Source organism: Bacteroidota bacterium (assembly GCA_018698135.1).
Taxonomy (GTDB): domain Bacteria; phylum Bacteroidota; class Bacteroidia; order CAILMK01; family JAAYUY01; genus JABINZ01.
Genome location: JABINZ010000282.1, coordinates 1 through 21,785, shown reverse-complemented (window position 1 = coordinate 21,785; position 21,785 = coordinate 1). Strand labels below are relative to the sequence as shown.

26 protein-coding genes are annotated in these 21,785 nt (G+C 34.1%); 16 read left to right on the top strand and 10 right to left on the bottom strand.

All coding sequences use genetic code 11. The features are described from left to right. Window positions 1-575: cytochrome C biogenesis protein (locus HOG71_17685; protein MBT5992682.1), on the bottom strand; the 575-nt coding region annotated here is incomplete at its 3' end. An 81-nt stretch (window positions 576-656) separates the two neighbouring features. Between HOG71_17685 and HOG71_17680 the strand changes: the two genes are divergently transcribed. Genes HOG71_17680 through HOG71_17665 form a run of 4 tightly spaced genes read left to right on the top strand, consistent with a single transcriptional unit; the run spans window position 657 to window position 2,958 of the window. Further along, the gene (locus HOG71_17680; protein ID MBT5992681.1) at window positions 657-1,076 is read left to right on the top strand and encodes a hypothetical protein; all 420 of its coding nucleotides are present in this window, start codon (window positions 657-659) and stop codon (window positions 1,074-1,076) included. Window positions 1,077-1,086: 10 nt separating this feature from the next. Further along, entirely contained in the window at window positions 1,087-1,524 is a 438-nt protein-coding gene (locus HOG71_17675; protein MBT5992680.1) for a hypothetical protein, read from the top strand. A 4-nt stretch (window positions 1,525-1,528) separates the two neighbouring features. Further along, window positions 1,529-2,083 (top strand): YceI family protein, encoded by a 555-nt coding sequence (locus HOG71_17670; protein MBT5992679.1) that lies wholly within the window; start codon window positions 1,529-1,531, stop codon window positions 2,081-2,083. Window positions 2,084-2,085: 2 nt separating this feature from the next. After that, window positions 2,086-2,958 (top strand): hypothetical protein, encoded by an 873-nt coding sequence (locus HOG71_17665; GenBank protein MBT5992678.1) that lies wholly within the window; start codon window positions 2,086-2,088, stop codon window positions 2,956-2,958. On the opposite strand, the gene HOG71_17660 is transcribed toward HOG71_17665, so the two are convergent. Together HOG71_17660 and HOG71_17655 are read right to left on the bottom strand one after the other, a co-directional pair. Next, complete coding sequence (locus tag HOG71_17660; protein MBT5992677.1) at window positions 2,955-3,995, bottom strand: PQQ-binding-like beta-propeller repeat protein; 1,041 nt, start codon at window positions 3,993-3,995, stop codon at window positions 2,955-2,957. The genes HOG71_17665 and HOG71_17660 overlap by 4 nt on opposite strands. 224 nt (window positions 3,996-4,219) lie before the next feature. Further along, entirely contained in the window at window positions 4,220-5,038 is an 819-nt protein-coding gene (locus HOG71_17655; GenBank protein MBT5992676.1) for a hypothetical protein, read from the bottom strand. A 213-nt stretch (window positions 5,039-5,251) separates the two neighbouring features. Between HOG71_17655 and HOG71_17650 the strand changes: the two genes are divergently transcribed. The 5 genes from HOG71_17650 to HOG71_17630 all read left to right on the top strand — a co-directional run bounded on the left by HOG71_17650 (window position 5,252) and on the right by HOG71_17630 (window position 9,146). Next, window positions 5,252-5,716 (top strand): hypothetical protein, encoded by a 465-nt coding sequence (locus HOG71_17650; protein MBT5992675.1) that lies wholly within the window; start codon window positions 5,252-5,254, stop codon window positions 5,714-5,716. Further along, window positions 5,713-6,303, top strand: coding sequence for a hypothetical protein (locus tag HOG71_17645; GenBank protein MBT5992674.1), 591 nt, complete (start codon window positions 5,713-5,715; stop codon window positions 6,301-6,303). The genes HOG71_17650 and HOG71_17645 overlap by 4 nt, the downstream gene beginning before the upstream one ends. Before the next feature lie 414 nt (window positions 6,304-6,717). Further along, window positions 6,718-7,026 carry a hypothetical protein gene (locus HOG71_17640; GenBank protein MBT5992673.1) on the top strand — a complete coding sequence of 103 codons (309 nt, stop codon included), beginning with the start codon at window positions 6,718-6,720 and terminating at the stop codon, window positions 7,024-7,026. Window positions 7,027-7,167: 141 nt separating this feature from the next. Further along, window positions 7,168-8,358 carry an ADP-forming succinate--CoA ligase subunit beta gene (gene sucC / locus HOG71_17635; GenBank protein MBT5992672.1) on the top strand — a complete coding sequence of 397 codons (1,191 nt, stop codon included), beginning with the start codon at window positions 7,168-7,170 and terminating at the stop codon, window positions 8,356-8,358. Window positions 8,359-8,528: 170 nt separating this feature from the next. Further along, the gene (locus tag HOG71_17630) at window positions 8,529-9,146 is read left to right on the top strand and encodes a threonylcarbamoyl-AMP synthase (GenBank protein MBT5992671.1); all 618 of its coding nucleotides are present in this window, start codon (window positions 8,529-8,531) and stop codon (window positions 9,144-9,146) included. Between the two features lie 45 nt (window positions 9,147-9,191). Here HOG71_17630 and HOG71_17625 read toward each other — a convergent pair whose 3' ends face one another. Next, a complete protein-coding gene (locus HOG71_17625; GenBank protein MBT5992670.1) occupies window positions 9,192-10,553 on the bottom strand; it encodes a peptidoglycan synthetase in 1,362 nt (453 codons plus the stop codon). 225 nt (window positions 10,554-10,778) lie between these two features. Between HOG71_17625 and HOG71_17620 the strand changes: the two genes are divergently transcribed. Then, entirely contained in the window at window positions 10,779-11,261 is a 483-nt protein-coding gene (locus HOG71_17620) for a hypothetical protein (protein MBT5992669.1), read from the top strand. Window positions 11,262-11,275: 14 nt separating this feature from the next. Here HOG71_17620 and HOG71_17615 read toward each other — a convergent pair whose 3' ends face one another. The 3 genes from HOG71_17615 to HOG71_17605 all read right to left on the bottom strand — a co-directional run bounded on the left by HOG71_17615 (window position 11,276) and on the right by HOG71_17605 (window position 14,337). Then, window positions 11,276-11,905, bottom strand: coding sequence for a polysaccharide deacetylase family protein (locus HOG71_17615; protein ID MBT5992668.1), 630 nt, complete (start codon window positions 11,903-11,905; stop codon window positions 11,276-11,278). A 1-nt stretch (window position 11,906) separates the two neighbouring features. Continuing rightward, the gene (lysS, locus tag HOG71_17610; GenBank protein MBT5992667.1) at window positions 11,907-13,439 is read right to left on the bottom strand and encodes a lysine--tRNA ligase; all 1,533 of its coding nucleotides are present in this window, start codon (window positions 13,437-13,439) and stop codon (window positions 11,907-11,909) included. 229 nt (window positions 13,440-13,668) lie between these two features. Further along, window positions 13,669-14,337, bottom strand: a complete 669-nt coding sequence (locus tag HOG71_17605) for a hypothetical protein (protein MBT5992666.1) — start codon at window positions 14,335-14,337, stop codon at window positions 13,669-13,671. A gap of 115 nt (window positions 14,338-14,452) precedes the next feature. On the opposite strand from HOG71_17605, the gene HOG71_17600 reads away from it, so the two are divergent. After that, the gene (locus tag HOG71_17600) at window positions 14,453-15,019 is read left to right on the top strand and encodes a hypothetical protein (GenBank protein MBT5992665.1); all 567 of its coding nucleotides are present in this window, start codon (window positions 14,453-14,455) and stop codon (window positions 15,017-15,019) included. Window positions 15,020-15,192: 173 nt separating this feature from the next. Next, window positions 15,193-15,756 carry a ribosome recycling factor gene (gene frr / locus HOG71_17595; protein MBT5992664.1) on the top strand — a complete coding sequence of 188 codons (564 nt, stop codon included), beginning with the start codon at window positions 15,193-15,195 and terminating at the stop codon, window positions 15,754-15,756. Between the two features lie 29 nt (window positions 15,757-15,785). Here frr and HOG71_17590 read toward each other — a convergent pair whose 3' ends face one another. Then, on the bottom strand, window positions 15,786-16,367 hold the full coding sequence (locus HOG71_17590; protein MBT5992663.1) for a MarC family protein: 582 nt from the start codon (window positions 16,365-16,367) through the stop codon (window positions 15,786-15,788). A 422-nt stretch (window positions 16,368-16,789) separates the two neighbouring features. Here HOG71_17590 and HOG71_17585 point away from each other — a divergent pair, with 422 nt between their 5' ends. Further along, window positions 16,790-17,176: a diacylglycerol kinase family protein gene (locus tag HOG71_17585; protein MBT5992662.1), complete on the top strand. Its 387-nt coding sequence runs from the start codon at window positions 16,790-16,792 to the stop codon at window positions 17,174-17,176. Here HOG71_17585 and HOG71_17580 read toward each other — a convergent pair. Beyond that, window positions 17,173-18,576 carry an outer membrane beta-barrel protein gene (locus tag HOG71_17580; protein MBT5992661.1) on the bottom strand — a complete coding sequence of 468 codons (1,404 nt, stop codon included), beginning with the start codon at window positions 18,574-18,576 and terminating at the stop codon, window positions 17,173-17,175. The two genes, HOG71_17585 and HOG71_17580, sit on opposite strands and share 4 nt — an antisense overlap. 8 nt (window positions 18,577-18,584) lie before the next feature. Beyond that, on the bottom strand, window positions 18,585-19,136 hold the full coding sequence (locus tag HOG71_17575) for an RNA polymerase sigma factor (protein MBT5992660.1): 552 nt from the start codon (window positions 19,134-19,136) through the stop codon (window positions 18,585-18,587). Window positions 19,137-19,417: 281 nt separating this feature from the next. Between HOG71_17575 and HOG71_17570 the strand changes: the two genes are divergently transcribed. The 3 genes from HOG71_17570 to HOG71_17560 form a co-directional block, all read left to right on the top strand. Next, window positions 19,418-20,632 (top strand): serpin family protein, encoded by a 1,215-nt coding sequence (locus HOG71_17570; protein ID MBT5992659.1) that lies wholly within the window; start codon window positions 19,418-19,420, stop codon window positions 20,630-20,632. A gap of 47 nt (window positions 20,633-20,679) precedes the next feature. Next, entirely contained in the window at window positions 20,680-21,342 is a 663-nt protein-coding gene (locus HOG71_17565) for a hypothetical protein (GenBank protein MBT5992658.1), read from the top strand. Window positions 21,343-21,573: 231 nt separating this feature from the next. After that, a partial coding sequence (locus HOG71_17560; GenBank protein MBT5992657.1) for an ATPase occupies window positions 21,574-21,785 on the top strand: 212 nt, incomplete at its 3' end.

The following is a 21,785-nucleotide window of genomic DNA, read 5'->3' as shown; positions in this document are numbered from 1 at the left end:
CCATCAAAAACAGCAAGAGAAATCATTTCAACCCCACCTTCTTCTTCAACAATTTTTTCTTCTGCATTGCGATAAAAATCTTTGTATTTAATATCTATTTTTTGATCATTGACTTTCATTTTCATACTAAAATCATTTGATCCCAGAGGTGCAAGAAGTAGTTTCTTTTCTGAATAAAAATCATTCTGACCATCATTTATAAACACCTTCAAATACGTGCTTTCAGAAACAATTGTATTGCTGCTTTTCCCCTCTCGAATATGCATACTCCCTTCATAGCTAATATATCGGGTTATGGCTGCACCAAATAAAATGACAATGAATGATATATGAAACAGAAAAATGGCAAATTTTTCTTTCCGATACATTTTTTCCTTAAAAACACTGCCAATTAAATTTATGGTGAGTAATAAAAGAAGTAGCTCAAACCATTTTGCATTAAAAATAACTGACTTTGCGGCTCGTGTGCCAAAATCATTTTCAATAAAAGTAGCAACAGCAATTGCAATAGCAAAAAGCATAAGCAAAATACCTGATAATGGAAGTGAGAATAATATGGTTTTTAAACGTTTCATCGTAGTAATAATTAGGTAACAAAAATAGAAAAATTAAATGGTAATTACATTTTGTTTAGAATTGGTCTAAATTTTGTTTTGATGTTGGATAAGAAAATATTATTCCAAATAGAAATAATGCAAATCAGTTATAGAAAAATATTGTTTTTAGTATTACCTGTTATATTAATAATTCTTGCACAATCATGTGCATGGAATAGTGAGGAGGTTTTATATCCTGAAAGCAAACCTTGTGACACGTTGGATGTTAAATATTCAACTCATATTGCACCTTTATTGCAATTAAAGTGTAATGCTTGTCATAATAGTGTTAACTCTACCAATGATGTGATTACTGATAATTATCAAGATTTATTAACAGTTGTAAATTCAGGTCAATTTTGGTCATCTGTAAATCATGAGTCTGGTTTTGATCCCATGCCTAAAAATCAAGCCAAAATGGATGATTGCAGGCTTAGCATTATTGGTAAGTGGATAGCTGATGGAAGTCCAAATAATTAAATAATAAATGATGAGTAAATGGTTTAAAATAATACTGATATTATTGGCACTGGGTACGCTTACTGCAGCACTGGTTTTCAAATTTGTCTATAATAAGCCTCATCCTGATTTTGAGGAGGAACAAGCCATTTGTAGTTTGGAGGTTGAAGAAATATATGATTCATATAAAAAAAATCATGTGCTGGCAGATGAAAAGTATCTTGGACAAGTTGTAGAATTAAAAGGTGAAATTTCGACTATTGAAGAAAACGATGGTTTACTGATTGTTTCATTTGTTTTTGAAGAAGGTATGTTTGGAGACGAAGGTGTGAGATGCACTTTTCTCGATAATCAAAAACAAGATGCCAGTCTTCTTAAAGTCGGTGAACAAATTATTTTGAAAGGCTACTGTACTGGATACAACGATACTGATGTAATTCTTGAAAAATGCTCTTTTGTAAAAAATTAATAGAATGATAAAAAATGTAATAATCCTAGCTGCAGTCATTGTGACCAGCTCAACACTGTTTGCTCAACAATATGTGACAAAAAATGGGCATATCAAATTTTTCTCTGAAATGCCATCAGAAAATATTGAAGCAAACAATAAGCAAGTAAATACTGCACTCAACACAGTTTCCGGTGAATTTATTTTTAAAGTTTTAATGAAATCATTTGAGTTTGAAAAACGATTAATGCAGGAACACTTTAATGAGAACTATGTTGAGTCTGATAAATTTCCAAATGCTACTTTTAAAGGGAAAGTTGCTAATTTGGGAGAAATTGATTTTTCAAAAAACGGAACTTATCCTGCCCTTATAGAAGGTGATTTGACACTTCATGGAGTTACAAAGAAAGTTTCTGAAAAAGGGGAGTTTATTATTAGCAATGGAAAAATACAGGCCAAGTCGAATTTTAAAATTAGGGTAGCGGATTACGATATTGTTATTCCAAAGATGGTAAGAAAAAATATTGCTGAGCTACTTGATATTACGGTGGATGTAAGTTTGCTGCCTTATAAAAAGTAATTATGAAGAAAGCTCTTATTTTCAATATAGTTGTGCTTATTGGCTTGGTTTCGTTTTCATTGAAAGCGCAGAACTTAGCGGATATTTTTGAAGACGATGTTGAATCAAAAGAATTTATCGAAGCGACTTTTAAAACGACCAGAGTAATTAATGGTCATTCAATTATGAGTCCTCCAAAGAGTGAACTCATTTTCATTATTTCTCACAGATTTGGAGCATTAAATGGCGGTTTATATGAATTGTTTGGGATTGATCAATCATCCATCAGATTTGGTTTCGAATATGGTTTAACTGATCGGTTATCCATTGGAGTTGGAAGAAGTAGCTATCTAAAAAATTATGATGCGTTTATTAAATATGCATTGATAAGACAAAGTAAAGGTGAAAAAAGTTTTCCATTATCATTAAGCTGGTTTTCATCAAGCTCCATTAATTCCCTCAAATGGGAAGATCCTAATCGAGAAAATCTGTTTAGTTCACGTATTAGCTATACACATCAATTACTAATAGCCAGAAAGTTTAGTAATGATTTATCAATACAAATTATGCCTTCGTATGTGCATAAAAACCTAGTAGCAACACAACAAGATCAAAATGATATTTTTGCCATTGGTGCTGGAGGACGATATAAATTGACAAATAGATTGTCAGTCAATGCCGAATATTATTATCTATTGCCAGGTGAAACTGCTGATAATAGTGTGAACTCATTATCGTTGGGTGTAGATATTGAAACTGGCGGACATGTTTTTCAATTGCATTTAACGAATTCTCTTGGCATGTTTGAAGATGCATTTATTACCCAAACCAGTGAAAACTGGCTCAAAGGAGGAATTCATTTTGGATTTAATGTCACCAGAGTTTTTTCACTTTAAATAAGTCGATAAGCAATGGCATGGCCATCCTCAGAAGTAAAGAAAATACTTTTGTTTTCATAGCGAACTGGAGATTCTTGGATGATGTCAATCGTGTAGTTTTCAAGTTTTCTTCCTTTATCTGCAGAAATATTAAATATTGTCTTTCCTCTTGAAGAAAGCCAGATAGTATTATCACGAACAATAGGAGCATAGAGCTCTTCCTCTAATTTGGTTTTAAAAACCCATTGTTTTTCTCCATCATCAATGGAAAGGGCAATTAACTCATTTGCATAAGAGACATAAACCAGATCATTCAGGAAATTGGGCTTGTTCTGAAAGCGAACTTTCGATTTTGTATCCAATTCGAAAATCCATTTTTTCTTCGCAGTTTCTTTGTCTAAAGCAAACACTTTTCCTGCGTTGATGAAAATCAATTTATTTTTGGCAAGCAATACATCTGAAACACCATAAGTATTCAAATCATAATCCCAATTGATTTTGCCATCCAGTGAATTCAATGAATAAGCTTTCATATCATCTGCAAAGTATATATTGTGGTCATCAGTTGCCATTTGAGGGTTGTCAGAAACCTTTAGCTGGGTCTTCCACATATCTAAGCCATTTGCTTTGTCCAATCCAATTACTTCATTTCTGCTATATATACAGAGCATATCTCCTGCAAGAATAGGTGTGCAAACTAATTTGCTGTTAATATTTATAACCCAAATTAATTTCCCATTAAGTGCATTCAAACAATAAACATTTCCTGATTTTGTACAAAAGTATAAGAGATCGTTATCAAAAAGAGGTGGTTGGGCAATGGCTCCCTCAGCTTTGAATTGCCAATTTGCTGTTCCTCTTTTACTGTCCAGAGCGTATAGTACACCTTCTTCACCTCCAACAAAGGCAACACCATTATTCAAAACCACAGCTACTGTTAAGTAATTTTTTCCAAAATAGAATTTCCAATCTTGACCAGGTGTGGATGCTTTGAAAGCTGTTCCTAAAAGAAGGAATGATAAAATACTTGCTAATAATATTGACTTCTTAATCATTGGATCTAATTTCTTTCAAAATTAGTAAAATCTGGCACATTAGGAATATACTGCAATGGCGTTAAATAAGAGTTAGTTATCAGCCTTTATATTTGTGTGAGGATTTTATGTGAAGTCTTGGTTGGAATGTGGTTGAGGCTTCTATCCCATTGACCTTATAAATAACTAAGAGGTATCTTCAGTCTTCGAGTCTTTATTCTTTCTGTTCTAAGTCTTTCGTACAACTACTTGATATAAACTTTCTGTGTGTTTACTGAACCATTGTTAACTACGGCTACGATGAAATAACCGGAAGCAGATACTGTTAAATCAACTTGTCCTTCGCTTGTTGTGTTGGCTACTTCTTCTCCTCTTAAGTTGTAAACTTTAACTTCACCTTTGAAATTCTCAACTTTAACAATATTGTTTACTGTATAAATGTTAACTGAATTTTCTTCTTCATTCATTCCAACTGTACTGTTGTTTGTATTTTCTGTGTTGGTGTTAAAGTTTGTTCCGTTTGATACGCTTGAAGCAGGAACGAAATGAAGAACGAAACGATCTGTCATGTCTGTTACTTCGAAAGTAGATGTGTAAGACATTTCCTGACGAAAATCAACCATGTTACCATTCTTAGTATCTTCTAACATTACGCTTACATCTTCGTTAAAATCTGAAAAACTAACTGTGATTGTATAAGTTCCGCTGATTCCTACTTGTACGTTTAATACTACTGATGTTTCTTCGGTTAAACTTGGAAGTGCATTGATGGCAAATTCCTCTGTTTCGTCAACTAAGGTAAAAATTTGTGGAACGTCATTGTTAAAGCTAAACATTTTATATGCATCTAAATTTACATCGTAACCACTTGTTGCGTTTTCGTGGAATCTTACGATTGCTTCGTCTGTGTAACCATTACCGTTTACGCTTACTCTTAAAACATCCTGTATTGTTTGTGCGTTTAATCCAAATGTTAAAACCATTAAAGAAGCAAAAAGAACGATCACTTTTTCGATTGTCAGTTGGATGCTGGTGTTGGCGGTGCTTATGGTTGCTGTTGTCATGGTTTCTATCAGTAAGTTATACTATTATATATACAAGCCATGTGACAAAATACTAATTCATTGATTATCAGCAACTAACACTTTAGTCAAATAACTCCAATCATCTCATTATCAGAATTTTATCTTATTTTGAGAAAACGTACTAATATTAGATTTTGTTTTCATATACCAAATCATTCATCTTTTCGTTATATTCACAATAAATCTGACATCATGAACAAACCCTATATAATGCTATTATTATTTGGCATACTTAGCTCTCTGCAGGTTTCCACCAGCCAGGCGCAAGAAGTTGACATTAGCACAGAAATTATCGATTATGTAAATTCCGTTCTGGACAAAAAAGTTGATCGTGGAGAATGCTGGGATTTATTATCAAAAAGCTTGGATGCGACTAATGCAGAGTGGTTTCCAACTGAGCAATTTGGACGAAAGGTGAATTATCCCAAAGAAAAACTTCAAGCCGGGGATATGATGCATATGTTAAATGTTAAATATAGCTGGGGAGGCAAAACAAGCAGGCATTATGCCATTGTATATGAAGTGATTGATAAAACACATTTGCGAATTGCCGACCAGAATGTAGGTGGGGTAAGAAAAGTTAAAATAAGAGATTTTGATTTAAGTGAAATTGTCAAAGGAGAGCTAACATTTTACCGTCCTCAAAAGAAGAAATGAAAAACACTTTACCTTTCCATCCTGACCGTATAGAAATATCAAATTACACAAACGAATTTGAAGAACAATTAATAAATCTATCTGATTCTCAATTCGGTGAAGGCTATATCAAACTGGATGATTTAAAAGCTCTCTCTCAGAATTCTTCCATTTCTATATTGGTGGTTGTTGTCGAAAAGCAATTGTTGGCTTTTTCAATTATGGAATTTACGAATTCAGTAGACACAGCATCTAAATTAAGATTAGATCCACTTTGGCTTCGTGATAAATTCCCCACAGTTGATCTTTTTTGCATACGCAAACAAACAGCCGTAAAGCCTAATTATGCGGGCAATGGAATAGCCAGTAAATTACTTAAAAAGGGTCTTGAAATAGGGTTTTCGAAAGCAGATGTCGTTCTTTCAGTAATATGGAATAAACCTGACTCCTACTCCATGGACAAAATTTTACTTAAGAATGGCTTTACACAAGACAAGGAATTCGAAAAATATTGGCATGCAGATAGTTTAGAAAATAACTATTCTTGTATGCAATGCGGAAAGCCACCCTGCTCTTGTTCAGCAAGCCTGTTTTTCCTAAGCAAATAGAACTTTACGATTCATATATTCATGGTATTAACGATTGTTAAGTCATTTACTAATTGCTAAAAAAAATAATCATAAAAAACATCACAAAAGAAGTTCTGGCTATTTTTGTGGCACTTGTTGTATTTCAATATGTCCATGCTGATTCACCTATTAACCTAAGTTCGGGATAAGAAATAAATTACATCAACAAATTTTCATCTTGCATACAAAAACTTAAAAATGGTTGAATATGCAGCAAAAAAAGGGAAAATTGATAATCGGATAGCCAAACAACTCATGTCTTCCAAAACTGAGATCGATATAAAGGCAGCCATTATTAATGCTTTATCCTAGGATTTTAATGGCAAATCCAACCACCTTATATTCATTGATTATTTAGCTGCTAAATACAAGCAAAATGTAAGCGATTTAATATTGTCGGAATTAACAGCTGAGGAACTTTTCTGTCTGGGATACTTACTGGTTATGGACGATTATTTTCAGCCCGAAAATGAGCTGGAATTACTGGAATTAGCTATTCAGAAAAACCAGACAAGCTATACTATTCATATTATTAACGCCCTAACAAAATCGCAGATACTACTCGATCAGTTCGCATGGTGCCAAATATGGGAAACATGTGAGGCGATCAGGCAAAATGAAAGTCTGGAAAAAGACCTTAACAAAGAGGCTGAAGGAATCATTTTCGCGTATATTGACATTTATCAGCAAGAATGCTCTTAAACAATTTATATTTATATCATTATATACCAATAACTTGTACCCATCAACTTCAATCAATTCAATATCATATCTCTATAGAAACGAAAAAAAACTAAATTTGCGAAATCGATTTGAGAAGCAAAAACCTCTAAAAATTCACATATGAACATACATGAATATCAAGGGAAAGGAATTTTAAAAAAATATGGTGTTAGAATACCAGAAGGAATACTTTGCCATACTGCAGATGAAGCAGTTATTGCCGCAAAACGAATAGCAGAAATTACCGAAACAACAGTTTGGGCTGTGAAAGCACAAATTCATGCTGGAGGCCGTGGAAAAGGTGGTGGAGTAAAAATTGCAAAATCGCTTGATGAGGTTAAAAATTATGCTGACAACATCATTGGCATGACACTGGTAACACACCAAACAGGTCCTGAGGGGAAAAAAGTTAATAAAATGCTCATTGAGCAAGGAATTTATTATCCTGGTCCTGAAGAAGTTCAAGAATTTTACATGAGTATTTTACTCAATCGCCAAACAAAAAGAAATACCATAATGTACTCCACCGAAGGTGGGATGGATATTGAAGAAGTTGCTGACAAAACTCCTCACCTAATTCACAAGGAAGAAGTTGACCCAGCAGTGGGAATTCAGGCTTTTCAGGCAAGAAGAGTTGCCTTTAACTTAGGTTTATCTGGTACATCATTTAAAGAAATGGTTGCATTTACCATGGCACTCTACAAAGCGTATGACGCTATCGATGCTTCATTATTTGAAATCAACCCTGTTTTCAAAGCATCTGATGGAAAAATATTTGCTGCAGACGCTAAAGTAAATATCGATGACAATGCTTTGTATCGTCATAAAGATATTGCAGAACTGAGAGATTTAAATGAGGAAGATCCTCACGAAATGAAAGCTTCTGAAAGCAATTTAAATTATGTTAAGCTGGATGGTAATGTTGGCTGCATGGTGAACGGTGCAGGACTGGCTATGGCAACCATGGATATGATCAAACTCTCAGGAGGATCTCCAGCAAACTTTCTTGACGTAGGAGGAACAGCTAGTGCCAAAACAGTTGAAGCAGGCTTCAGAATCATTCTTGAAGATCCGAATGTGAAAGCAATTTTGGTTAACATTTTTGGCGGTATTGTGCGCTGCGATCGGGTTGCTCAAGGTATTGTTGATGCCTATAAGAATATTGAAAACCTCAATGTTCCCATCATTGTCAGACTTCAAGGAACCAATGCAGAAGAAGGTAAAAAATTAATTGATGAAAGCGGATTGAAAGTCTCTTCGGCAATTCATCTGGAAGAAGCAGCCAGTCTGGTTAAAGAGCTAGTTGCCTAAAATATCCTTTTTTACTTTAAATAAAAGGGTTCTTGAATTTGAACAAATATTTTCAATATTTGTCTCGAAATTCCTTGGAAATGGAACGATTTTTACGTACTTTGAGTAATCTTAACGGTTATCTGAATGATATCTAAATTCCATTTTACACACCCTAAAATAAATCTGATATGTTTCTAAAAGTATATTCTGATAGTCCTTCTCCCAGGCACCTTAAAATAATTCTCGAACATTTAAAAGAAGGAGGAATTCTTATCTATCCTACTGATACTGTATATGGTATAGGCTGCGATATGCATAACAGTAAGGCAATTGATAAACTCCTGCAGATTATTGGGAAAAAGCCATCCGAAGCAAATTTGTCCATAATTTGTTCCAATTTGTCTAATATTTCGGAATACACCCTTCCTTTTGAAAATCGAATTTACAAGATGATGCGCAAAGCTTTTCCCGGGCCGTATACTTTCATATTAAATGCGAATAATAAAGTACCTAAAATTTTTAACACCAATAAAAAAACTGTTGGAATTCGAGTTCCTGAAAACAACCTAATTCGGGAAATTGTTGAGGAATATGGTAATCCCATTGTCACCTCATCTATTAAAGATGTAGACGACCTCATTAAGTACCCAACAAACCCTGAAGAAATACAAGAACTTTATGGGAACAAAGTCGATTTGATTATTGATGGCGGACCAGGTGGCCAAATTCCGTCTACCATCATTGATTGTACGGCAGAAGATGTTAAAGTAATACGAATGGGAAAAGGTCCAGTCGATATCTTCTAAGATTTCTTTGAAAAATAGATATAGTCATACCAGTTTTTGGTATGGCTATTTTTTTACCATTTGTTTTGCAAATTTATCCAAATTCAAACCACCAAAATTACCACTGCTCATCATCAACAAAACACTATCTAGCATAGGGTGAATTTGAACTGCATTAACCAATTCCTCCCGATCATAAAATACCTGAAGGTCGGGATCTCCAAAAGCATCAAAAACTTCAGCTTTCGTTAATAATTTCATCCTTTTAAGCTCAACAGCTTCTTGATTTATATAAACAAATTTATAATCAGCTTTTTGCATACTATTTTTGTACTGAGGAATAAATTCAGCATTCAAACTACTGAAAGTATGTAGCTCCAAACAGCCTATTAATGTTCTGTTTGGATACTGATCTTTCATTCCATCAACGGTAGCTTTTACCTTGGAAGGCGCGTGTGCAAAATCCCGAAAGGCAATAAAATTATCATTTTCAAAAATGGTTTCCAGTCGTTTACCAGCTCCTTTAAAATCCTTAATTGCCTCATAAAAATCTGAATTGGAAATACCTATTTGAGAACAAATATGTTTAGCTCCTTCGGTATTCAACACATTGTGGCTTCCAAATAATTCCAATTTAACATCTTCACTTTTCTCAACCTCAATAACAAACTGATTCCCCTCAATTCTATATGATGGCATTTGGTAGGGAATCTTATCTATATGATTAAATTCATTAACAAGTTGGCTGAGTATTTTATCCCCATTATAATAAACCACCACTGCATTTTTGGGTAGCGATTTAATAAACTTCCTAAACTGTTCATGATAAACTTCTATGCTAGGAAAAACATTCATATGATCCCACGCAATTCCACTCAACAAAACAATTTGGGGTTTATACCATAAAAATTTGGGTTCCATATTGATGGGTGAACTTAAATATTCATCCGCTTCCAAAACAATAAATGGTGCTTCTTCTGTTAGCTTCAGTCCTTGATCAAACCCTTTCACCAAAGCGCCAACCATATAATCAAAATCAAAATTGCATTTACGCATCACATGCATAACCATAGAGGTGATGGTCGTTTTCCCATGACTTCCGGCTATTGCAATTCTCGTTTTTTCTTTTGCATTTAAATAGATGTATTCCGGAAAAGAATAGATGTTCAGTTTTAGTTTTTGCGCATGACTGAGTTCTGGATTATCTGTTCTGGCATGCATACCAAGTATTATGGCATCAATGTCTTTGCTAATTCGACCAGCATTCCATCCTATTTTATCAGGCAGAATTCCATTTTCTTTCAGTCTGGTTTTTGCCGGTTCAAAAATCTCATCATCCGAGCCGCTAACATCATGACCTTTGAGTTTGAGAGCAATTGCCAGATTGTGCATAATACTGCCCCCTATTGATATGAAATGTATTCTCATTTGCGCAAAATAATTTGGATCAAATTTAAGCTAATCCAAATTTTTCATTCGATAGATTTATACGCTTATCAACAGTGTGGGTAAAAGAACATCTATCAACTTCTTTCCAAAAGAAAGCGCCCCCTATTGAAATAAAGTATATCCTCATCCGTTCAATTTATGTAATTTTGGACAAATTAGGACTTGGCTTATAGTTGGCTAATCACTTTAGATCCCAATCAACAAATGAAAAAGAAATATTTATCAAATCGAAACATACTATTATTTTCAATTCTTATTTTAATAACAGTCAGTTTTTCAAATTGTAACAGCAATCCAAATAATGATTACACTGCTATTCCTGATGTATATGTATATTATACGATTAACCTGAATTTACCCAAATACGATGCGCTAAACATTCCGGGAGGCCATTTTTATCTCAATGACGAAGGATATAAAGGAATTATTATCTATCACAATATTGATGACACATATGTTGCTTTTGAACGAACATGTACGTATCAACCTTTGAGTGAATGCTCATTAATAACGGTAGATGAAAGTGGTATTTATATGCGTTGCGGAAAATACAATGGATCCGATTTTGAAAAGTGCTGTGAATCAACCTTCGATATGGCAGGCTATGTTTTGAATACTCCTGCCCTTTATCCATTAAAACGATATAGTGTTTCGATGCAAGGAAACACCCTTACCGTTAGCAATTAAATTTGAGTTTTGTGTTAAATTCCTTTTGGAATAACATCAAACGAATAACCCTGATTTTTCATGTAAGCAATATAGCGCGGTAATAATATCTGCAGATTTTGAAATGCTTTTACATTATCGTGGAATACAATTATACTCCCAGGTCGGGTTTGACGAATTATTTTGCGCAAAATAAAGCCGGGAGATAAATCAGTGTCAAAATCATAAGACAAAATAGTCCACATCACCAATTTATATCCCATTCGTTTCAATCGTTTAGCAATTGTTGGACGAATTTTACCATAAGGAGGGCGGAATAATCGGGAGTTGACTACATGTGAACACTTTGTTACATTATTGATGTATGAACTTCTTGTTACATCTTTAATATTCAGGTGATTATAGGTATGATTACCTGTCCGATGTCCTGCATCTATTATCTGCTGATATAAAACATTTTGTTTAACTACATTTTCTCCAACACAAAAGAAAGTAGCTTTTGCCTGATAACGCTCAAGTACTTCTAATATCCAGGGAGTTACTTCTTTTGTTGGTCCATCATCAAATGTCAGGAAAACCTTTTTTTCCGAAACATTTTCCCGAAAAGTAAAACGATTAAAAATGTAATACAAGAAAGTTGGCAACTTGAAAAAGCGTAGGGTCATCTTATTTTTGTTCTTCGTTTTCTACTTTATTTACCGGACGCATTTGTGGAAACAAAATAACCTCTTGTATAGAATGAGAATCTGTAAGAAGCATTGTTAAGCGGTCAATTCCAATACCAATTCCTGCAGTTGGTGGCATACCATACTCAAGAGCTCTCAGAAAATCTTCATCCAATACCATGGCTTCTTCATCTCCTCTTTTCCCCAATTCCAATTGGTGCTCAAAACGCTCCCGTTGATCAATAGGATCGTTTAACTCTGAAAACGCATTGCAAATTTCTTTACCAATACAAATAACTTCAAAGCGTTCAACCAATCCCTCTTTCGTCCGGTGTTTCTTGGCCAATGGTGACATCTCTACCGGATAATCGGTGATGAATGTTGGCTGAATAAGAAATGGTTCACATTTCTCACCAAAAATCTCATCAATGATTTTTCCTTTGCCCATCGTTTTATCAATATCTACATGCATTTCTTTGGCTGTTTTTGCCATCTCTTCCTCAGTCATTTCAGAAATATCAGTACCTGTATATTCTTTAATCACATCATACATTGTAATACGTTTCCAGGGACGTTTAAAATTAACACTATGATCACCATATTTAATTTCTGTTGCTCCGTATAACTCCATTACAATACCCTCAACCATTTCTTCATAGAGATTCATCATCCAATCATAATCCTTATAGGCAACATAAAGCTCTAATTGTGTAAACTCAGGATTATGGAATCTATCCATTCCTTCATTTCGAAAATCTTTGGCAAACTCAAAAACGCCATCGTATCCACCAACTATTAATCTTTTCAAATAAAGCTCATTGGCAATGCGCATATAAAGCGTCATGTCCAGTGTGTTGTGATGCGTTTTAAACGGACGTGCTGCTGCGCCTCCATAAATAGGTTGTAAAATAGGTGTTTCAACTTCCAGGTAACCTCTCTCAATTAAGAAATTACGCATAAAATTAACTATTTTAGCCCTTTTCTGGAATATCTCTTTTGTCTTTGGTGTAACAATTAAATCAACATATCGCTGACGGTATCTTTGTTCAGGATCGGTAAACGCATCAAATACAGCATCATCTTTTTCTTTCACAATTGGAAGCGGTCGCAATGATTTTGACAGGACTTTAAACTCCTTAACATGCACTGAAATCTCACCTACTTTGGTAATAAATACATGGCCTGTTACCCCAATGATATCACCAATGTCAAGTAATTTTTTAAAAACATCATTATACATGCTTTTATCCTCTCCTTCGCATATTTCATCTCGATTAAAGTAAAGCTGAATTCGTCCTTTGCCATCCATTAATTCGGCAAAAGAAGCTTTTCCCATAATCCGTCTGCTCATTAAACGACCAGCAATGCATACCTGCTGAAATTCGACTTCATTCCCCACAAAATTTTCCTTGATGTAAACACTTGATGAATTAATATCATATGTTTCCGGTGGATAGGGATTAATCCCTGCCTCAATTAAGGATTTAAGTTCTTCTCTTCGATGGATTTCCTGTTCGCTTAAATGATTTGTCATTGCTTGATTTTCTTTGATTAAAGACATATTAAATAATTGTGCAAAGGTAAATTATTTTTAAGGATGAAGGAAGATAGCAAATGATTCTCCAGGTTGTTAACTGAAGGGAACTGACCATGCTCTATGATTACATATTGCAAATAGACCTGATGGCCTTTTTGTGTGTTGTTAATGCCAATGAAATTATTGGAAAGAGATGTAAATCATTACATGAGAAAGCTGAATAAACCTATTCATCCTTTCTTTTGAATTTCCCTTCTTTAAGTGCTTTGATAAATTTATACCAGGCTTGCGGATCAAGCAAGGATAGTGGGATTGGGGTATTCATTCCCGGAAATTGAGCATAATTTTTTTGTCCTCCATAATAACCTGACTGTACAGCCATTAAATTCATATAATAATGTTGGCTTTCCGATCCATCCATACTCATAGCGTCTGACAAGGCTCTCATTTTATCTGGATGAAGGTTCTCCATGGCAATATCGTAATAGGTTTTATTTGGCTCAGCAGCTAAAAACGCCTGTCTAAATTTCGCCTTTGATGGCCAGGGGTAAATCATGGTTTCATCAAAAGTCAATGTATCGGCATTCATAGCAATCAAAACGCTAAAACCATCATGTTCAATTCCTTCCGGAATAACCATCCTTCTTCTCTTAAAACCAAGAGAACTAAATTCAATGGTATCTTTCTCACGCACAACCAAGGAGAAGAATCCTTCAATATTGGATATAGTTCCCCAATATGTATTGATTATCCGAATAGTTGAAAAAGGGATTGGTGAATTGCTATCAGCTGTTAATACAAGTCCTGAAAATTGAATTAATTTCCGATCGTCATCTTGGCTAAATGCGATAAGCCCTGATAGGCAAAATAGGGATATAAAGATTATTTTTTTCAATGTGATATAAAGCCTGATTTAATTATCTTAGTTTGGCTAGTGAACATTCAAAATTAACGATTCTGACATTATCACTCTATGCAAATTTCTTACAAAATATAAATAGGTCGTTTCAATGAGAAAAATAAGACAACCATTTTCAGTTTTACTTGTGTTAATAGCTGTATTTTTCTTTCAGGCATTAAACTCCTGCAAAAACTATGACTTAAATGAAGAAGTTCGGCAATCTGATTCATTAATTTCGCTAGTCAATCAAGCCAGTCAAACTTTAATTATTGAAAATGAATATATAAGATATCGAATTGACAGCATGGAAAATAAGTTAGCCTTAATCGCCTCACTGGATACCAACCGAATGAGTGATGAATTCAGAAATGACATCTTAAAATTCAAAGCTATTCTGAAAAATTACAAAGATTTTATGATCACTTACGAGGCTTTGAACTATGATAATCAGCTATATAAAAACTATTGTCAGGAATTGAGAAAAAAGTTATTAGACCATGTGATTAAGAAAGAGGAATTTGAGCAGACCTATATTCGAACAAAAAAAGAATTACACGATCATTTGAAAAAAAGCAAAAGTTTGGTGAAAAATTTATTGGGAATTGAAAATATGTATCAACGACTAAATAGGAAGTTAGCTGCTTTTTTGATTAATCAAAATGAGCTTGGTCAGTAAACAGAAAAATCACTAATGCTGATTATTTATTAAGTTTAAAAGGCTAAATGATGTCAGAATTATAGAAAAACAATATTTTTTCAATAAGTTTATGACAAATTATACATTAAAAATTTATTTGGTTTGTAAATTTACACGACAATATAAATGCTGTTTGATAAAAAATAGAAATCATGAATGAAGATATGTTGTTTATTATTGAGGAAGGTGAAGATCAAATGAAGCGAACCATTACTCATTTGATTGAATCGTTAAACAAAGTTAGAGCTGGAAAAGCAAGCCCACAAATGATAAGTGATGTGTATGTCGATTATTATGGAGCTAAAACACCTTTAAGTCAAACAGCCAATGTCAATACACCAGATCCCAAAACAATCATGATTCAACCTTGGGATAAGGCAATGATTCAGCCTATTGAAAAGGCAATTATGGCATCGAATCTGGGGTTTAATCCTCAGAATGATGGTGAAGTGATCCGTATCAATGTTCCTCCATTAACCGAAGAAAGGCGTAAACAATTGGTCAAATATATTAATCAGGAAGCTGAAAACAATCGGATTTCTATTCGAAATACTAGGAAAAAAGCCAATGATGAAATCAAGGTGATTCAGAAAGATGGTGCTTCTGAAGATGATGCCAAAAATGCAGAAAGCAAAATTCAGGATCTTACTACAGAATATATCAAGAACATTGACGACATTCTGGCTAAGAAAGAAACTGAAATACTCACTGTTTAGCTTTTGTCTTTCAAACTATTAGTTGTTGCCTAAAATCCCAAACTATTTCTAAATAGTTTGATAGCGATTGCCAGTAAAATAATACCGAAAATTTTACGTAAAACATTTACGCCTCCATGGCCAATTTTCTTCTGAATCCAATCTGTTGATTTGAGTACTAAGAATACAAATAGGAGGTTGACAATTATCCCAATAAGTACATTCTCAAACTGATATTCTGCTCGAATTGATAATATAGTCGTTAATGTACCAGCTCCAGCAATTAATGGGAAGGCTAAAGGAACTATGCTTGTGGTAGAGTCGCCACCTGGACTTTGTTTGAAAATATCAACACCCAGAACCATTTCAAGGGCTAGGAAAAAGATCACGATTGCTCCTGCTATGGCAAAAGAGGCGAAGTCAACGCCAAACAATGACAGAATGGATTCGCCAAGAAAAAGAAAGAGTATCATAATAATTCCAGCCACAATGGTCGCTTTTCCTGACTGAATTTTTCCTCCTGCTTTGATCTTCAAATCAATGACTATTGGAACTGATCCCAAAATATCAATGACAGCAAATAATACCAGTGTAACTGAAAATATCTCTTTAAAACTTAATTGCAAATCCATAACGCTTCATTAGTAATTTAAAACATGCTTTATTTGGCGCACAATGATAGCCATATTCAAGAATTGATTTGAGATATATTTGAAAAATATTTTTTTATTAACAAAATAAAATGTGACAGCGAATTTATGTAATTTAGATTCATACTTTAGCACACACTAAGTTAGGAAATATCCATTAGTAAAATGTTTTATTCGAATCCAGATATAAAGTTTGATCGCCCTTGAATTTAATTATACTTAAAATATAAGTTAGCTTCAATAATTAATTGAGATTAGTAATTAATTCATTTAAAAATATTCTCAGATGAAACGAGCATGAGTATAAGTCTACACACCTGTGTGCCGAAACACTTCGGTGTGCAGGCATAAGGAAATGACTATATGCGAGTTCCATATGACCTTTTAGAAATAATTATAGGCTTATGAAAAAAGAATACAAAGTAACCATCATTAAACGACTGAGGAGCTTCGTATATGCTCATCGGGGTATCATATTTCTGTTTAAATCTCAAGGAAATATGGTTATTCATAGTATAGCTGCAGTGCTTGCGGTTATTATAGGAATTTTATTGAAAATTAATATGACTGAATGGTGCTTGATATTTTTTGCGATCGGATTTGTATTTGTTTCAGAAGCCATAAACACGGCAATCGAGCAGTTTATCGATTTTATTTCACCAAGCTATCATTTTAGTGCAGGAAGAGCCAAAGATGTAGCGGCTGGAGCAGTTTTGTTTGCTGCAACTACTGCTTTGGTCGTTGGGCTTATCATCTTTATCCCAAAAATAGTCGACCTATTGGTTAACTAAAAATGATAATTAAATCCACTAAAAACCTGAAATGAATAAGGGTGTGAATTAATGTAATTATCCTTACTGATTGTTCTTATAGAATAACGAAAAACTGGTTCAACATGAAAGGCCAATTGCTCATTTAATTCATATTGTAAGGCAAAACCCGTTGAACTATTATAATTAACTTTCCGGATATTCTCAGTAGTTCCAAGCTGCATTTTATCCGAACCATTTTGCACATATGCATGATTACTCACCAGCAAGGCCGTTGAAACGCCAGCTGAAATCAATAAATCAATCTTCCTATCCAGTATTTTGTATTTTAGAATTAGTGGCACTTCAAGATAATCAAAATGAAGAACCAAATTAGAGGAATTCATATACAACAAACTACCGTCAGCACTTTGGTCTAAAACATAGGTATGCGATTCCAGTAAATCTTCTACCAACAGGCCACTTTGCTGTTGATTTACAATATCACCGGCAGATGAATTTATTATTTCATATTCAGATCCGGCATTCCCCAATGTACTTTCTTCATAAACGAACATCTCTTCGGTAAGCTGCCCTATTCGGGAATAATATAAACCTGATTCAATATAAAAACGTTTGCCAGCTTGATAATTAACATGCATACCTCCTGAGAAACTAATGAGTGGAGTTTCAATTTGATCGTAATAGGATTTATCTGATTTTGAACTCCGTGCACTAAAATTATCAGGTACTGATACGGCTAATAAAAACAAATTACTGCCATTGCTTCTTACATCACGATAAGCGTATTGGGGACCAACTGTTCCTCCAATTGACCATTTGGATGACTTGGGCACTTTAACTGGAGGAACAACAGGCTTCTTTTCCTCTATTATTTCCTGTTCGACCAATACTTCTGTGCTTGCAGAATCAATGTGAATATTTTCATGAACCTTGGGTTTCACTTTCAAAGGCAATTGTGCTACTTGCTTATTCTCTACAATTTGTTCTTTATTTTCAGGACTGGTTTTGTGATCATCTGTTGAATTTGAGGCAAAATGAACAGGAGCTTCAATTACTTCAATTTCAGGGGTAAACGGTTTATCATTATTAAGTTCAGGAATAACTTCAGGAGATTCGTGTAATTCAGTTATAGGATTTACATTTTCAATTAACAAATCGGCTTTACCTTTTTCAATATTTGTTGGATTTTCGATATCAGCAACCCGACTATCTGCTATTGAATTAATAGTAGCAAGATAGTAGCCACCAGTAAATGCTCCCATAATAGCTATGGACGCAGCGGCATACCAAATAAGTAGTTTCCGTTTTCGACCCAAAGCAGCACTTAGACCATCTGAGATTTTACCCCACATATATCCCGGTGGTGCCTGGCTGGCTTGCTGAAAACCCTCTTTAAAAAGATTGTCAATTTTATTCATATCTCCTGTTAAATAACCATTTTACGATTGCTTTCTGGAATACTAAATTTCTTTAATACCTTTTCCTGCAAAATTTTTCTAGCTCTTGCTAAATTCGATTTTGACGTGCCCACTGAAATTTCAAGTTTATCAGCAATCTCTTTATGAGAATGCCCCTCAATGGCATATAAATTAAACACCATACGATATTGAGGTGATAATTCTCTAATTACATCGAGCAAATCCTGAAAGTTAATTGATGAAACAACATTTTCGTATCCTTCATCTTCCACATACTCGAACACATCTTCAACTGAATACATATAATTCTGCTTCCGAAAACGCTCGAGAGCAGTGTTTATCATAATTCGTTTAATCCATCCTTCAAAAGAACCTTTTGCCTGAAATTGTTTGAGGTATTTATAAACTTTCATAAATCCATCATGCAATATATCTTCTGCTTCCGTTTGATCCTTTGCATAATAAAGACAGACGGCAAACATTTTTGAACAATAAAGTTGATAAAGTCTGCCCTGATCATCCCTGTTGCCGGAAATGCAGCCCTCTATCAATTGTTCTATTTGCCTATCTTTCTCTTTATCCCTTGACACTATCCCTTATTTTTCACATAGGATCTTCAGCATGTTTTAAGATGCTTTTCCTATGGAATTGGTTGCGTAATTTATTCAATTCTTCTCATTTATTATTTTGGCTAAGCTATTGAATATTAATACTGTATTCGAATTTACGAAAAATCAATCGTGAATAGAATTAACGCAACCTCTGAGGGATTTGTTACATCTTGTTGAAGATGCAGCGAATGCTTGAATTTTGTTGACATGTCTAATCTTAATTTAGTATTATGGGAAAGTTTTTGTTTTTATTGATACCGATATTTTTCTTAGGTGCTTGTGATCTAAATATGTTTAAAAAAAATCCTAAAAGTTTTGATGTTTCTACAAAACAACAAGAACTGATTGACAATGGGAATGCATTTTCTGCAAGTATATTAAAACAAATAAACGATACGGAGGCAAAGGATAAAAACCTTTTCTTCTCGCCTTTTTGCATTTCCATGGCATTGGGAATGACATTAAATGGAGCAAACGGAACAACAAAAGAGGCTATGCTTGATGCGCTGGAACTAAGCGGAATGAGTATGGATGATATCAATTCTTCCTATAAATATTTAATAGATAATTTAAAACCTCTTGACCCTGATGTTGTTTTCAATATTGCCAATTCTATTTGGTATCGTCAAGATTATAGCATATTAAGCGATTTTATTCAGCTTAACCGAGATCATTTTTATGCTGAAATATCACCATTGGATTTTAATAAATCGGAGGAGGCAAAAAACACCATCAACAATTGGGTAAAGGATAAAACAAATGGAAAAATTGAAGAAATAGTTGACAAAATAAGTCCTTCCAGCTTCATGTTTCTAATAAATGCTTTATACTTTAACGCTAATTGGACTTATCAGTTTGACAAATCAGATACCAAAGAATTGGATTTCTATTTGGCTGACGATGTCACAACCTCCACTCCTTTTATGCATCAGAAAATGGAAGCCAAAAGCTTTTCAAACGACTTACTTCATGCCATTGAACTACCTTATGGTGAAGGCAATTTTAGCATGGTGGTGATGGTACCTCAATATGGTAAAAACGTTGATGATATTGTATCCGAATTTTCAATTAGCAATTGGAATAATTGGTTAGCTGCTATGACAGAAATTGAGGATTTGGAAATATACCTGCCTAAATTCAGTTACGAATATGACATTGAGTTGGAAGAGATTCTGACAAATATGGGTATGGGAATCGCTTTTAGTTCACAAGCCGATTTTTCGGGAATCAATCCCGATTTGGCTTTGTATATTTCAAAAGTGAAACATAAGGCTTTTGTAGATGTTAATGAAGAAGGAACCGAAGCAGCAGCTGTTACTTCTGTTGAAATTAACTATACATCCATCAGCCAGTTTGCTGCTAATAAACCATTCCTTTATTTTATTAAGGAGCGAAATACACAAGCCATTTTATTTATAGGTAGAGTAATGGATCCGTCCAAATAAAGCATTTATGAACTCAATGAGGAATAAATAGCAAATAATACGAAAAAATGAAAAAGTTAATCTGGATTTACCTGCTTATTTTGCTTTCATTCATAATGTCCTGTTCAAAAGAAGCATTTGACAATAATGGACTAGATGGACTGGAAGCTTATGCAACAATTGTTGATGCAGGTGTGGGAGCAGCTGATGGCTGTGGATGGATGCTATATATTAATGATGAATATGTACATCCGGAAAACCTCCCTAACGAATTTCAGGAAAATGGTTTGGACGTTTATATCCGTTATTCACTACGAAATGATAGCTTTTATTGTGGTATTGCTGCCCTTCCTTATCAATCTATAGATATCCTCAACATATATCAACAAAATAGAAATTGCCTTCCCATCCACACGTACAACAGTAATACATATTCTTACCATACAGATGCCATAACGATAAATGAAATAACCATAATCAGTAATTGTTTACAAATTGACCTGTCCTACAGTGGAGGATGTAAAACACATGAATTTTTACTTTTTGCAGATTTATCCATACCGGATCTTTCATTCAAGCTTGCTCATAATGCAAATGATGATCCCTGCGAAGCATGGCTCACAACAACAATTTCGTATGATTTATCACCTTTCAAAAATCCTGATTCAAGTTCAGTTGGTTTTTTCGTAGAGGCAAACGGCTATCGAAAGTATTTCGAGTATATATATTAAACCCAACACGCAATCAACTCTTTTAAAGGTTTTCAAAGGCGATTGATATCGATTTGAATTCTTAATTCAACTTACATTAGATTAGCAAATTATCACATTAGGCTTTCCAAGGTGAAAGATCGCTTCCAAAAAAAATTCACTAAAAATTATGTCAAACTTGACATCTTATTTCAGAGGTATTAAATTTGCATGCTCAAGCAAATAAAGTGGTTGAAAATTAAAAAAGGAAATATGACAGCCTTAAACTCCCCAGATATAAGGGAATTAAACGAAAAAATTGACAAAGAAAGTGCTTTCATCGATCTATTAAACTTAGAGGTTAGAAAGCACATTGTCGGTCAAAAACACATGGTCGACAGCCTGATGATAGGTGTATTGACACAGGGGCATATTCTTTTAGAAGGAGTTCCCGGACTGGCTAAAACATTGGCTATTAAAACTTT

Excerpts from the sequence above, each read along its gene's own strand:
- HOG71_17590 (MBT5992663.1), bottom strand. The coding sequence starts at position 16,367 with ATGGATTTGCAATTAAGTTTTAAAGAGATATTTTCAGTTACACTGGTA.
- HOG71_17675 (MBT5992680.1), top strand. The coding sequence starts at position 1,087 with ATGAGTAAATGGTTTAAAATAATACTGATATTATTGGCACTGGGTACG.
- sucC (MBT5992672.1), top strand. The coding sequence starts at position 7,168 with ATGAACATACATGAATATCAAGGGAAAGGAATTTTAAAAAAATATGGT.
- HOG71_17680 (MBT5992681.1), top strand. The coding sequence starts at position 657 with ATGTTGGATAAGAAAATATTATTCCAAATAGAAATAATGCAAATCAGT.
- HOG71_17645 (MBT5992674.1), top strand. The coding sequence starts at position 5,713 with ATGAAAAACACTTTACCTTTCCATCCTGACCGTATAGAAATATCAAAT.
- HOG71_17650 (MBT5992675.1), top strand. The coding sequence starts at position 5,252 with ATGAACAAACCCTATATAATGCTATTATTATTTGGCATACTTAGCTCT.
- frr (MBT5992664.1), top strand. The coding sequence starts at position 15,193 with ATGAATGAAGATATGTTGTTTATTATTGAGGAAGGTGAAGATCAAATG.
- lysS (MBT5992667.1), bottom strand. The coding sequence starts at position 13,439 with ATGACAAATCATTTAAGCGAACAGGAAATCCATCGAAGAGAAGAACTT.
- HOG71_17565 (MBT5992658.1), top strand. The coding sequence starts at position 20,680 with ATGAAAAAGTTAATCTGGATTTACCTGCTTATTTTGCTTTCATTCATA.
- HOG71_17585 (MBT5992662.1), top strand. The coding sequence starts at position 16,790 with ATGAAAAAAGAATACAAAGTAACCATCATTAAACGACTGAGGAGCTTC.
- HOG71_17630 (MBT5992671.1), top strand. The coding sequence starts at position 8,529 with ATGTTTCTAAAAGTATATTCTGATAGTCCTTCTCCCAGGCACCTTAAA.
- HOG71_17655 (MBT5992676.1), bottom strand. The coding sequence starts at position 5,038 with ATGACAACAGCAACCATAAGCACCGCCAACACCAGCATCCAACTGACA.
- HOG71_17570 (MBT5992659.1), top strand. The coding sequence starts at position 19,418 with ATGGGAAAGTTTTTGTTTTTATTGATACCGATATTTTTCTTAGGTGCT.
- HOG71_17625 (MBT5992670.1), bottom strand. The coding sequence starts at position 10,553 with ATGAGAATACATTTCATATCAATAGGGGGCAGTATTATGCACAATCTG.
- HOG71_17665 (MBT5992678.1), top strand. The coding sequence starts at position 2,086 with ATGAAGAAAGCTCTTATTTTCAATATAGTTGTGCTTATTGGCTTGGTT.
- HOG71_17670 (MBT5992679.1), top strand. The coding sequence starts at position 1,529 with ATGATAAAAAATGTAATAATCCTAGCTGCAGTCATTGTGACCAGCTCA.
- HOG71_17660 (MBT5992677.1), bottom strand. The coding sequence starts at position 3,995 with ATGATTAAGAAGTCAATATTATTAGCAAGTATTTTATCATTCCTTCTT.
- HOG71_17615 (MBT5992668.1), bottom strand. The coding sequence starts at position 11,905 with ATGACCCTACGCTTTTTCAAGTTGCCAACTTTCTTGTATTACATTTTT.
- HOG71_17600 (MBT5992665.1), top strand. The coding sequence starts at position 14,453 with ATGAGAAAAATAAGACAACCATTTTCAGTTTTACTTGTGTTAATAGCT.
- HOG71_17620 (MBT5992669.1), top strand. The coding sequence starts at position 10,779 with ATGAAAAAGAAATATTTATCAAATCGAAACATACTATTATTTTCAATT.
- HOG71_17580 (MBT5992661.1), bottom strand. The coding sequence starts at position 18,576 with ATGAATAAAATTGACAATCTTTTTAAAGAGGGTTTTCAGCAAGCCAGC.